The sequence below is a fragment of the Streptomyces sp. NPDC079167 genome (genome assembly GCF_040686735.1).
In the GTDB taxonomy this organism is placed as follows: domain Bacteria; phylum Actinomycetota; class Actinomycetes; order Streptomycetales; family Streptomycetaceae; genus Streptomyces.
Genome location: NZ_JBFBLO010000039.1, coordinates 1 through 11,689, shown reverse-complemented (window position 1 = coordinate 11,689; position 11,689 = coordinate 1). Strand labels below are relative to the sequence as shown.

Annotated in this window: 7 protein-coding genes and 8 pseudogenes; 12 read left to right on the top strand and 3 right to left on the bottom strand. The window is 68.8% G+C overall.

What is annotated here, in order from left to right; all coding sequences use genetic code 11:
- A pseudogene (locus AB0P41_RS35655) lies at nucleotides 1-138 on the top strand (IS5/IS1182 family transposase); the annotation flags it as partial.
- Nucleotides 139-258: 120 nt separating this feature from the next.
- Here AB0P41_RS35655 and AB0P41_RS35650 read toward each other — a convergent pair.
- Nucleotides 259-1,749 (bottom strand): PLP-dependent aminotransferase family protein, encoded by a 1,491-nt coding sequence (locus AB0P41_RS35650; RefSeq protein WP_365936158.1) that lies wholly within the window; start codon nucleotides 1,747-1,749, stop codon nucleotides 259-261.
- Nucleotides 1,750-1,777: 28 nt separating this feature from the next.
- On the opposite strand from AB0P41_RS35650, the gene AB0P41_RS35645 reads away from it, so the two are divergent.
- The 4 genes and pseudogenes from AB0P41_RS35645 to AB0P41_RS35630 form a co-directional block, all read left to right on the top strand.
- Nucleotides 1,778-2,650 (top strand): methyltransferase domain-containing protein, encoded by an 873-nt coding sequence (locus AB0P41_RS35645; protein WP_365936157.1) that lies wholly within the window; start codon nucleotides 1,778-1,780, stop codon nucleotides 2,648-2,650.
- A 41-nt stretch (nucleotides 2,651-2,691) separates the two neighbouring features.
- Nucleotides 2,692-3,052 (top strand): annotated as a pseudogene (locus tag AB0P41_RS35640) (HNH endonuclease); the annotation flags it as partial.
- Nucleotides 3,053-3,079: 27 nt separating this feature from the next.
- Nucleotides 3,080-3,556 (top strand): annotated as a pseudogene (locus AB0P41_RS35635) (helicase associated domain-containing protein); the annotation flags it as partial.
- 39 nt (nucleotides 3,557-3,595) lie between these two features.
- A pseudogene (locus AB0P41_RS35630) lies at nucleotides 3,596-3,924 on the top strand (methylenetetrahydrofolate reductase); the annotation flags it as partial.
- Nucleotides 3,925-3,955: 31 nt separating this feature from the next.
- Here the strand turns inward: AB0P41_RS35630 and AB0P41_RS35625 are convergent.
- Nucleotides 3,956-4,347 (bottom strand): annotated as a pseudogene (locus AB0P41_RS35625) (VOC family protein).
- Nucleotides 4,348-4,481: 134 nt separating this feature from the next.
- Entirely contained in the window at nucleotides 4,482-5,396 is a 915-nt protein-coding gene (locus AB0P41_RS35620) for a LysR family transcriptional regulator (protein ID WP_356706680.1), read from the bottom strand.
- 231 nt (nucleotides 5,397-5,627) lie between these two features.
- Between AB0P41_RS35620 and AB0P41_RS35615 the strand changes: the two genes are divergently transcribed.
- The 7 genes and pseudogenes from AB0P41_RS35615 to AB0P41_RS35585 form a co-directional block, all read left to right on the top strand.
- On the top strand, nucleotides 5,628-6,269 hold the full coding sequence (locus AB0P41_RS35615; RefSeq protein ID WP_365936156.1) for a disulfide bond formation protein DsbA: 642 nt from the start codon (nucleotides 5,628-5,630) through the stop codon (nucleotides 6,267-6,269).
- Between the two features lie 54 nt (nucleotides 6,270-6,323).
- Nucleotides 6,324-7,277 (top strand): EamA family transporter, encoded by a 954-nt coding sequence (locus AB0P41_RS35610; RefSeq protein WP_365936155.1) that lies wholly within the window; start codon nucleotides 6,324-6,326, stop codon nucleotides 7,275-7,277.
- Nucleotides 7,278-7,323: 46 nt separating this feature from the next.
- Nucleotides 7,324-8,535, top strand: coding sequence for an MFS transporter (locus tag AB0P41_RS35605; protein WP_356706675.1), 1,212 nt, complete (start codon nucleotides 7,324-7,326; stop codon nucleotides 8,533-8,535).
- A gap of 106 nt (nucleotides 8,536-8,641) precedes the next feature.
- Nucleotides 8,642-8,746 (top strand): annotated as a pseudogene (locus AB0P41_RS35600) (peptidase inhibitor family I36 protein); the annotation flags it as partial.
- A 190-nt stretch (nucleotides 8,747-8,936) separates the two neighbouring features.
- Nucleotides 8,937-9,146: pseudogene (locus tag AB0P41_RS35595) on the top strand (helicase associated domain-containing protein); the annotation flags it as partial.
- 312 nt (nucleotides 9,147-9,458) lie between these two features.
- A complete protein-coding gene (locus AB0P41_RS35590; protein WP_365936154.1) occupies nucleotides 9,459-10,397 on the top strand; it encodes a MerR family transcriptional regulator in 939 nt (312 codons plus the stop codon).
- A 72-nt stretch (nucleotides 10,398-10,469) separates the two neighbouring features.
- Nucleotides 10,470-11,015 (top strand): annotated as a pseudogene (locus AB0P41_RS35585) (IS982 family transposase); the annotation flags it as partial.
- Between the last annotated feature and the right edge of the window lie 674 nt (nucleotides 11,016-11,689).

Below are 11,689 nucleotides of genomic sequence, written 5' to 3'. Positions count from 1 at the left end.
GAGCGCACCATGTCCTGGCTGACCGGCTACCGCAGACTCAACCACCGCTACGAACGCCACCCCCGCAACTACCTGGCCTTTCTCGGCCTCGCCGCAGCCCTCTGCTGCTATAAACGACTCGCTCGACTCACCACATAGGACACGGTCTAAGCGCCGGTCGATCCAGACGCCGACATGACCAGTGGCCCGGGTTCGACGCGAAAGCCGTCACGCTCCCTGACCACAGTTCAGGAGCGGACGGCCCTCACGATCCACCGATCAGGACATCCGTCTGAGTACTTCGCCGAGTGTCGTCACTCCTTCGCTGATGTCGGTCGCCGAGCTTGCGGCGTAGCCCAGGACCAGTCCCGGTCGACGCGGGCGCTGGCAGTGCCAGGACAAGGGGTGCACTTTCACATCGCGTGTGAGTGCCGCAGCTGCGATGTCTGTGTCGGCGAACCCGGCCTCGAACGTGATGGTCAGGTGCAGGCCCGCTGCGGCACCGTGCACGATCGCGCCCGGCAGGTGAGCAGCGATGGCATTGACCATGGCGTCCCGCCGGCGGCGGTGGTGTCTGCGCAGGTGGCGCAGCTGACGTTCCAGGGCGCCGGATTCGATGAACTGGGCAAGGACGAGTTGTGGGAGGACGGCGTTACCGAGGTCGGTGAACCGCTTGGCGTCCACGAGCGTGTCGCGGTACTTCGGCGGGGCGATGACCCACCCGATCCGCAGGGCCGGAGCGAGGAGCTTTGACACGCTCCCGGCGTAGAAGACGTTGTTGGCGAGCACGGACCGCAGGGCTGGCGCGGGCGTCCGGTCGTAGCGGTGCTCGGCGTCGTAGTCGTCCTCGATGATCAGTCCGCCGCTTTCGCTTGCCCAGCGGATCAGTTCGCTGCGTCGGCTGCCGCGCAGGACGACACCGGTGGGGAACTGGTGAGCGGGTGTCAGGAACACGGCCGCTGCGCCCGTGGCGCCCAGTTCATCGACACGCACCCCTTCCGAGTCGACCGTGACGGGCGGGGTGCCCAACTGGCAGTTACGTAGATGCTGGCGGGCGCCCAGGGAGCCGGGATCCTCCATGGCTACCGCCGAGATGCCGTCACTGTGCAGCACCTGGCCTACGAGGGTGAGCGTCTGGGCGGTGCCGGCGACGATGAGGATGTCGCCGGGGTCCGCCCGGATGCCGCGGTTACGGGCGATCCAGTTCGCGACGGCCACGCGGAGGGTCGGCGTGCCGCGTGGATCTCCGTAGCCGAGGTCAGATGCCGCAAGGCGGTCCAGGACACGGCGTTCCGCGCTCAGCCACGCCGCTCGTGGGAACGCGGCGAGGTCGGGAAGTCCCGGGGAGAAGTCGATCCGGGCACGCGCCGCGCGCATCGCGTCGAAGACGTCTGCGTCGGGCGTGGCGGTGAACACTGAGCGAGGCGAAGGCGGTCGGGTGAGCGGAGGGGGCGTGAGTGCTGTCGTCGTCGCGGGTGCGCCGACGACGATCGTTCCATTGCGCCCTTGTCCGGCGAGATAGCCGTCCTCGATCAGGCGTTTGTATGCCTCGGTGACCACGCCACGGGATACGCCCAGTTCGCAGGCCAGGACCCGCGTGGCGGGCAGTCTGCATCCCACCGGCAGGCGCCTGTCCGCCAGCGCGATCCGGATCTGCTGGGCGAGCCACTCGGACTTCCCGCCGCCAGGCGCTTCGCCGATGGCCAGATGTAGGAAGTCGGCCCCAGACGCTATGGACCGGTCAGGGGCGCCCCCATTGGATCTGTTCACCGGGCCATAGTGGCAGCAGGGTGGAGCCATGGACACCACCACACCACCTTTCGCCCCTGTTCCGGCGGCCCGATACGTACACGGATACTCACCGCGTGAGAGCCGTCGGCTGGGCGATCAGGCGGACACGCTGGCGCAGCTTCTGCACGCCGGAACCATCTACCCCGCAGGCAGTCGGGTGCTGGAGCTCGGCTGCGGGGTCGGCGCTCAGACAGGCCATCTGCTCCGTTCCAGCCCGGGGGCACAGATTGTCGCGGTCGACCAGTCCGAGGAGTCGCTCGCGCAGGCCCGTATCCACGTCGCCAGCATCGCGCCCGAGGCACTAGTGGAGTGGCACCGCGCAGACGTGTTCGATCTTCCCTTCGCTGACGCGGAATTCGACCACGTTTTCGTGTGCTTCGTCTTGGAGCACTTGGCAGATCCCCGGCGAGCGCTGGCCGGGCTACGGCGCGTGCTGCGGCCCGGGGGCACCATCACCGTGATCGAGGGGGACCACGGGTCGGTTGTCTTCCATCCTGACAGTGCGTATGCCCGGGCAGTGATCGACTGCCAGATCCGTCTCCAGGCGGCAGCGGGAGGCAATGCGTTGCTCGGCCGGCAACTTCAGCCGTTGCTGGCCGACGCCGGGTACGACGGTGTGGCAGTCCGTCCACTCACGGTCTATGCCGACCAGACCCGGCCCGGGTGGGTCGACGGCTTCACCCGGAACACCTTCGTTGCGATGGTCGAATCCGTTCGAGACAATGCGCTGGCCGCCGCCCTGATCACTCCGGCTGACTGGGACCGGGGGATCGCAGACCTGCACCGGACCACCCACGATGGAACCTTCCACTACACGTTCTACAAAGCCGTCGCCGTGAACCAGCCCGCAGGTCCTGTAAGGCCCCCTCGGCTCTCATAGACAGGCCCTTTGCCCGAGCAAGATGCTCCCGCCTGCGGGAGATCATCGACGAGGCGGTCGAGCCGCCCTCGGTCGGAGCCGGGTGCCGGCTGTCGGGCGGCAGCTGGTGTTCCTACTACGACCAGGTATGGGTGACATCAGCCTCCGGACTCGACATCGACCATGGTGCCCCTGGCGGAGAGCTGAGAGGGACAGCGGCGCGTCCGCGTGGACGCCGCAGCGGCATGAGGCGTACGCCAATGACCAGGCATCGGCCACCAGTCTGGTGGCGGTCACCGCCCGCTCGAACCGGTCCAAGGCCGACCAGGACCCGGCCCAGTGGATGCCGCCGGCCGCCGAGGTGCACTGCCGGCACATCGCCGGGTGGGGGGCACGAAACTGCGTTGGAGCCTGACGGCGGACCCGGGGCACGCTCGCGGGCACGGCAGCGAGCAGCTGGAGGAGGTCGACCCGTCCTGGTGCCCGGCCGGGTCCGTGGAGTGGCAGCGCGCCTTCCACCTCGTCCGCCACCACCTGCACGCCGGCGGCACCCTTCCCACGAGGCCGGGCGACGTCGTCCGCCAGGGCGAGGACCTCGGACGGTGGGTGCGCACAGTCAGGTTCGGATGGGACAACCTGACCACCGTCCAGCAGCGGCTGTGCGAGGAGGTTCTCGGCATCACTCCCGCAACCGAGGAAGAGAAGCCCAAGCCGCGCCGCACCCTCTACCAGGCCGCCAAGCAGTTCCACGAGCGCGAGGGACACCTCCAGGTACCGCGAAAGCACACCGAGCGGACCATGGGCGAGGACCAGAAGGCGCAGGACCTCCGGCTCGGTGCGTGGATCGGGAACCAGCGCAGCCGGGCCGCGACGCTGACGCCGGAGCGGGTAGAGCTGCTGTCCGCGATCGGGATGCGGTGGACGTAGGCGACAGGCTTGATGCGGGTTGAGCGGGGCGTCGGCCGCCAAATGTTCTTCCACATCGAGGACTACCTGCGGCTCCGTGACCGGGTGACCGCCGCGGGCTGTGAACCCCGATCATCCCTGAGATCATGCCCGCCACCGACGTACGCCAGATCGCCCGCTTCGCGCAGCTCAGCGGCGCGGCCTTGCCCGAGGAACCGGCCTACCGCCTGGACGCCGCGTCCGACAACCCCGCGGACGGGTTTCGCATCGGCGTCGAGTACGCCACCGCCATGGCGGAGCGGCTCCTCGCGGAGGGGGCGCCGGGGCTGCAGTACATCACGCTCAACCGCTCGACGGCGACGCTGGAGATTCACCGCAACGTACGCGGCGCGAGGAGCACCGGCACCCCCTCGGGGCCCGTCAGCCCCGCACGTCCTGCGGGTACCAGCGCAGCTCGACGGTGTTGCCGTCCAGATCCTCGACGTAGATCGACTGCGCGTCGCCTCGGGCGCCGTAGCGGCCGACGGGGCCTTCCAGCACGGTGAACTCGCCCGAGGCGATGACCTCCTGCCGGTCCAGCGGCTCGACGCTCAGACAGAAGTGGTCGACGTTCGACTCGGTGCGCGGGCGGTCGAACAGATCGATGATCAGGGTGGGACTGACCCGTGCCGACGGGAACGGGGCCTTGCCGGCCCGCCATTCGTCCACGCGGACCGGTTCCAGGCCGAGTGTCCCGCAGTAGAACTCTAGGGAACGCTCGACATCGCGCACATTGGCACCAAGTGATCGAAGTCTTTTACTCGCACTCGCATGGAAACATGCCTTCCAGTGATGACAGCCCCGTACGCTTCGGCAGCCCGCAGCCGTGTCCGCAGGATGATCCGATATTCATGAAACCCTGACCGGGAGGGGAAGAACAGACGGTCCCCGGACGGGGCCCGGCCGGTCACTCCTCCTCGATGCCCAGCAGCTCCAGGAAGGCGGCGGCCGCCGGAGTGCGGCTCTCCCGGCGCCAGATCACGTACTCGGCGCGGGCCGGTGCGTCCGTGACCTCGATAGTGGCCATCCCGGCCAGGCCCACGACGTACGCGGGCGGGAGCAGGGCCACGCCCAGACCCGCGCCGACCAGACGGGCCAGGTAGTCCGCGTTGGTCACCTCGAAGGCGACCTCGCGGGTCAGGCCGGCGGCGGTGAAGGCCAGATCGGACTGGGCCCGGCCGGCGGTCTTCGCCGGGAGGTCCACGAACACCTCCGAGGACAGTCGGCGGAGGTCGACCGATGCCTCGCCGGCGAGTGGGTGGTCCGGGGCGACCACGGCGACCAGCCGCTCCTGGGCCAGTTTCCGGGCCATGACGCCCCGGGGGCGGGCCGTGACCGGGATACCGAGAAAGGCCACCTCGATCTCGCCCTGCCTGACCTGCTCGACGAGCTCGTCGCTCGCTCCCACGCTGAGGCTGATCCGGGCCTTCGGATGGCGCTGCTGGAAGTCCTTGAGGACGGCGGGAACGTCCACGGCGGCGACCGTGGGGATCAGCCCCACCGCGAGGCGCCCGCGCACCTCCCCGACGGCCGCCGCGACCTCGGCGGCGGCCCGCTCCGCCGCGTCCAGGCACTGGCGGGCGGCGGGCAGGAAGGCCGCGCCCGCCGGGGTCAGCCGGACCCGGCGGCTGGTGCGTTCGAAGAGCCTCGCACCCAGTTCCTTCTCCAGGCGCGCGATCTGGTGGCTAAGCGCGGACTGGACCACCAGACAGCGCTGGGCAGCCCGCGTAAAGCTGTTCGTCTCGGCCACGGCGATCACGTAGCGCATCTGCTGAAGCTCCACGGATCCATCGTGATACGAGATCCATCGCGTGACAAGCATGTGTTGGACTCATCGACGGGCCCGGCCCGACACTGGTGACGACCAACACGGCAGGCACGTTTGCGGGTTGACCGCGCCGGGCGGGCCCCTGATCGAGGTCCCTCCGGCCTGCTCGCAAACCGCTGCGCCGCTGCCCTCTGCCCTGCTTGCTCCGGGACCTGGGCGCACCACGCCGAGGCATGCCCGCGCGCGCCCTCACGCCGTGTGACACCGAAAGGACGAGCGACCGCCATGAGCACCACGCCACCGCGTTCCGAGACGACCGTCGCCGACATCTGGGTCGACCCCCGCTGCCCCTGGGCGTGGATCACCTCACGCTGGATGCTGGAGGCCGAGCAGGTCAGGCCGCTGGAAACCCGTTTCCACATCATGAGCCTGTCGGTCCTCAACGAGGGCCGCGAGGTCCCGGAGAAGTACCGCCAGGGCATGATCGACGGCTGGGCCTGCGTGCGGGTGTGCGTCGCGGCACAGCAGCGGCACGGCAACGAGACGCTGCGCCCCCTCTACAACGCCATGGGCCGCCTGATCCACCACGAGAAGGCCGGGCTCGGCCACGACATGATCCGCGCCGCCCTCGAAGAGGCGGATCTGCCCGCCGACCTGATCGAGGCCGCGGAGGACACCGCCTGGGACGAGCCGCTGCGGGCCGAGCACCACGAGGGGATGGACCCGGTCGGTTCCGAGGTCGGCACCCCCGTGATCCACGTCCCCGGTCCGGACGGGAAGCCGCTGGCGTTCTTCGGCCCCGTGCTCACCCCCGCTCCCCGTGGCGAGGCAGCCGGAAGGCTCTGGGACGGCGTGCTGGCTGTGGCGGGCACGGACGGCTTCTTCGAGCTGAAGCGCGGTCGCGATCGCGACCCGATCTTCGACTGAGCCGGCCGGACGGACGTCGGGAGCCACGGTGATTCCCACGGGATGCGAGGCAAGATGAAGAACAGACAGAACGTACTCACGGCGGCCCTGACCGGCCTGGCTCCGGCGGTCTGGGGCAGCACCTACCTGGTGACCACCGAGCTGCTGCCTCCGGACCGGCCGCTCCTGGCGACCACCATGCGGGCTCTGCCCGGCGGCCTGGTGCTGTTGGCCCTCGGCCGCAAGCTCCCCGTCGGCATCTGGTGGTGGCGCGCGCTGGTCCTGGGCGTTCTGAACATCGGCGCCTTCAACTTCCTGCTCTTCGTCGCGGCCTACCGGCTGCCCGGTGGCATCGCCGCCATGATCATGTCGGCGCAGCCCATGTTCGTGGTCGTTCTCGCCGCCCTCTTCCTCAGTGAGCGGATCAGACTCGTCCACGCCCTGGCCTGCGTCATGGGCACGGGGGGCGTGGCGTTGCTCGTCTTCAAGGGCACGGTCTCGCTCGACACCGTCGGTGTCCTCGCCGCGGTCGGCGGAGCGCTGTGCATGGCCTCGGGCATCACGCTGACCAAGCGGTGGGGCCGGCCGGAGGGCGTCGGCCTGCTCACGTTCACCGGGTGGCAACTCACGGCGGGCGGCCTGGTCCTGCTGCCGTTCTGGCTGTCGCTGGAGGACCTCCCTGACGGTCTCACCGGCTCCAACATCATCGGGTTCGCCTACCTCATCACCCTGGGCGCCGTCCTGAGCTACATCGTCTGGTTCCGAGGCATCGAGCGGCTGCCTGCCGTCGCCGTCTCCTTCCTCGCGCTGGGCAGCCCGATCGTGGCGACCTTGCTGGGCTACCTCGTCAAGGACCAGACGTTGTCCGTCCCCCAGATCGTCGGCATGGCCGTCATCCTCCTGGCGGTCGTGCTCGGCCAGCCCCGCCCGCCCAAACCGAAGCCCGAGCAGACTCCGCCGGCCCCACCCCGCAGCACCGCTCCACCCTCCCCCGACCAACCCGCTCTGGAACAGGAACGCAGCGGATAACGGCGGGCGCACGTCCCCACGCCATGACCACATCCGGAGAGATGACATGACCATTCAAGACGAGACGAATTCCCCCACCACACCACAGAAGCCGCTGACCCCGGCCCGGGGATGGCTGGGAGTGGCCGCCATCACCGCCAGTTTGTTCGTCTTCCTCACCACCGAGCTGATGCCGATCGGCCTGCTCACCCCGCTCAGCGAGAGCCTCGGGGTCTCCGTGGGCTCGGCCGGCCTCATGGTCACGGCCCAGGGCGTCGCGGCCGGTCTGGGGGTGCCGTTCATCGTGGCGTGGACTAGGCGCGTCAACCGGCGCCGCCTGCTGACCGCGCTGCTGGCCGTCCTGGCCGTCGGTAACCTGATCACCTCGATCGCCCCCAACTACCCGTTGATCCTGGGCACCCGCCTGATCATGGGCTTCGCCAGCGGCGTCTTCTGGGCCATCGGCGTCAGCATGGCCATGCGCATCGTCCCGGAGAAGCATGCCAACCGGGCCGCCGCCGTCGTGATGTCCGGCATCTCGATCGCCACCGTCGTCGGCATCCCGCTCGGCACCCTGCTGGAGGGCGCCAGCGACTGGCGCGCCACCTTCCTGATCTGGGCCGGCCTCAGCGCCCTGGTGCTCCTCGCGGTCGCCATCACGATCCCGTCGCTGCCGTCGGCCAACGCGGTCTCGGTCCGCGAGGTCTTCGAACTGCCCATCAAGAACGTGCCGCTGCGGGTGGTCCTGGTCATGGTCGTCTTCTTCGTCCTCGGCCACTTCGGTGCGTACACGTTCGTCCGGCCCTACCTCGAGGACAGCACGTCCGCCAGTGTCGGCTTCATCACCGTCGTCCTCATCGTCTTCGGCACCGGCGGCGCGATCGGCAACTTCATCGGCGGCCAGACCGTCAACAAGAGCCTGCGGGGCAGCTTCATCGTGGGCGGCCTGATCATGATCGCCGCACTCGTCATGCTGCTGGCCATCGGCACGAACGACGTCGGCGTGATCGCCGCGATGGTCCTGTGGGGCCTCGCCTTCGGAGTCGTCCAGCTCAGCCAGATCAACATGACGCTCGCGGCGGCCCCCGACACCTTCGAGGCCGCGATGTCGCTCAACACCATGGCCTACAACACCTGCATCGCCCTGGGCGCCCTCATCGGCGGCCTGTTCGCCGACCACGTGGGCGTCACGAGCGTCGTCTGGTTCGGCATCGCCCTGGTCGCCCTCGCCGTGATCCTCCGCGCCTCCTCCAGTCGCCAGGCCGTGCCGGCGAGCTGACCCCCCTGACCACCGAAGCCCGGCCGCGGTCCGCCCCCACACGGGCCGGCGCCCCGGGAGCGGATCGTCGCGTCATCCCCCGCCGCGACGATCCGCACCGCCTCCGGTGCCGTGGGCGCGCGTCCCGACCGGCGACGGCGGAGCGCGCGTCCACTCGCGCTGCCCGTCCGGCTACGTCTGCATCTACCCCGAGATCAACTTCGGCGGGCAGCCCCGGGTACGCCGCGCCTCGGGGACGGCAGCGTCAAGGACCTGCCCTCCGCGATCCCCGACCCCGGCAGCTCGATCCGCAACAACTCCGACCGCACCGCCCGTGTCTACGAGAAGCCGCAACCACGCCGGCCGCTGGATCTGCGTCACCCGCAGCGGCGGCTCCATCCACGACAGGCCGACAAGTGGAAGCCATGAACTACGCCGCCGCGAAGCAGTTCTACGAGCGCGAGGGACACCTCCAGGTACCGCGGAAACACATCGAGCGGACCGTGGGCGAGGACGGGCACGTCCGGGAGGACAAGCTGGGGGCATGGGTCGGGAACCAGCGGAGCAGGGCCGCGGCGCTGTCCCCGGAGCGGGTGGACCTGCTGTCCGCGATCGGCATGCGCTGGACCTGATACACCGAAGCCCGCACGCGAGGTCCGGTGGCTTCAGCAGCCCCTGGCCCAACGGGGAGGGGGCCAGAGGCTGCCTGCCGTGACAGGACGCGCTCTCTAGATGAATGAGTCCAAGGGCTTGTAGCCGTAGGCCCCGCGAGCGGTGGCACCTGTCGGTTCCATTGCTTGCGCCGCGTGTGTAAGGCAGCCCACCGTCCGGGCTGTCTATGGAGACGGCGTGACGCGTGCCCGGCGACTTGGAGTGCCTCGGCCGGGGCCCGGCTGTGTCATAGCCTTGAGTCTCCAGTGACTGGAGACAGCAGGGTAGGGGGCATGGACGCGACGACCCTCTACTCGATCGGGGAGCTGTCCCGGCGGACCGGCTTGTCTGTGAGGACCATCCGGTTCTACTCCGATTCGGGGGTGGTCGCGCCGACCACTCGAAGTCCCGCCGGCTATCGGCTCTACGACCTCGACGCACTGCGTCGCCTGGAACTCCTCCGCACCCTGCGTGAGCTGGGCATCGACCTGGCCACGATTCAGCGGGTTATGGACCGGGAGCTCTCGGTGGCGGAAGTCGCGGCTGCGCACGTCGAGGCCATCGACGTCCAGATCCGGGCGCTGCAACTGCGTCGGAGTGTTCTACGAGTCGTAGCTGGACGCGGTTCCGATCCCGAGGAGACCACGCTCATGCACAGGCTCACGCAGCTGTCCGTCGAGGAGCGACGGCGCTTGATTGACGACTTCGTGGAGGGCACATTCGGCACGGTGGATGCCGACCTGGCCGCGGCGACCATGGTTCGTGCTGCCGCTCCCAGTCTCCCCGACGACCCGTCCAGCGAGCAGGTCGCCGCCTGGGTAGAAATCGCTGAGTTGGTCAGCGACGACGAGTTCCGGACCCGGATGCGCCGAATGGCCTTGCACCAGGCCGCCGGGCATACGCCCGCCATTGAGACCGAGGTCGGCGAGGAACTGATGACCTTTACACGTCAGCAGGTGACCGAAGCTATGGAGTCCGGCATTGACCCACTCACCGACAGGGCTGCACCCGTCATCGACGACCTTGTGGAACGCTTCAGCGAGGTGTTCGGACACGCTGCTGACAAGGAGTTCCGGTACTGGATGGCCCGGAGGTTCGAAGAAGCGCACGATCCCAAGGTTGACCGGTATTGGAGGCTGGTCTGGATCGTCAACGGCTGGCAGGTAGTACCGAACCTGGTCCCGGTGTACCCCTGGCTCATCCAGGCCCTGCGGATGGACCGCGACCTATAGTCACCGCGCTGGGGACAGCCCGGATCACCGGGTCGCCTGCGGACATGACGCGAGGGCGTCCACGGTCAGTGTGTGAAGACAGATCTGGACACCCTCGCGACTGCACTCTATGCCCGGATCGACGACGAGTTGAGGGCTTCGCCGTGGTTGCTGCCTGCCCGGCCGGCCGTCGGGATCGCTCCGAGGCTCAGTGACGCCGAGCTCCTCACGCTCGCCGTGATGTCAGCGCTCCTGGGCTGCACATCCGAGCGGCGCTGGCTGTGCCGGGCAGGACGGGACTTCCGCCACCTGTTCCCGTACCTGCCCGGCCAGTCCGGCTACAACAAGCGCCTGCGGTCCGCATCGTCCCTGCTCACGTACATGATCCGCGCTCTGGCCTCGGACACGACCCTGTGCAGCGACGACGGGTGGTCGACTACACCCCGGTCGGCTGCGGCAGCTCCCGCGAGACGGCCAAGCGCTCGGTTCTGGCCGGTTGGGCCGACTACGGCTACTGCGCGTCGAACTCGGTACTTATGGGGCCTGCGACTGCACCTGCTCTGCACGCTGGGCGGGCTTACCGTGCTGTTCGCACTCACCGGCGCGAAGGCCGACGAACGCGAGACGCTGCGCGACCTCGACATCTCCCACGACACCCGACTTGACGGCATCAGCGACGCGCTGGGACAGGCCGAGGGAGTCATCGAAGCCGAAGCCCGCATCCCCTCCGGCGAGACCCTCCAGTGCATGTTCGCCACCGGGATCGCCAACGCCCGCGGCGCACGTACCCAGGTACCGCTGGACGCCCTCCTCGGAACAACGACGCGCCTGCTCTCCGATCTCTCAAGCGATGAAGCCGAGAAGATCACCCAGCTCCTCGGCGCCCAAGGTTCACCCCCCCCGACCAGCCATGGAGCCAGCCCAGCTTCGACGACGTATAGGGCCAGCGCCGGCCCGGCCATCAGGCACGGCGCGAGGTTACCTCCCCGCTTGACGACGTTGCTCTGCCGGAGGGCGCAGGGCACCCGGGATGGCCGTTCTGCCGGTATGCCTTGCCCTCATGGGTCCCGTCGGTTCGAAAAGGATCTCCCGGGACACATCGCGTTTCCAACCCCTCCACCCCTGTGACCTGGGGAAACAGTGTGACAGGCCGAGAGGTGGGTGGGGTTGGGAGAAAATGTTGTCGTCTGGCATCCGGATCCGGGCCCTCGGCGGCGTCTAAGAAGCCATCTCATTTGGGTGACTCGGTAGTCTGTGAGTCATGGTGGAGATCGTTGAGCGGCTGGTGCCGGACGAGTTGTGGGAGTTGTTCC

Excerpts from the sequence above, each read along its gene's own strand:
- AB0P41_RS35590 (WP_365936154.1), top strand. The coding sequence starts at position 9,459 with ATGGACGCGACGACCCTCTACTCGATCGGGGAGCTGTCCCGGCGGACC.
- AB0P41_RS35615 (WP_365936156.1), top strand. The coding sequence starts at position 5,628 with ATGAGCACCACGCCACCGCGTTCCGAGACGACCGTCGCCGACATCTGG.
- AB0P41_RS35620 (WP_356706680.1), bottom strand. The coding sequence starts at position 5,396 with ATGCTTGTCACGCGATGGATCTCGTATCACGATGGATCCGTGGAGCTT.
- AB0P41_RS35610 (WP_365936155.1), top strand. The coding sequence starts at position 6,324 with ATGAAGAACAGACAGAACGTACTCACGGCGGCCCTGACCGGCCTGGCT.
- AB0P41_RS35605 (WP_356706675.1), top strand. The coding sequence starts at position 7,324 with ATGACCATTCAAGACGAGACGAATTCCCCCACCACACCACAGAAGCCG.
- AB0P41_RS35645 (WP_365936157.1), top strand. The coding sequence starts at position 1,778 with ATGGACACCACCACACCACCTTTCGCCCCTGTTCCGGCGGCCCGATAC.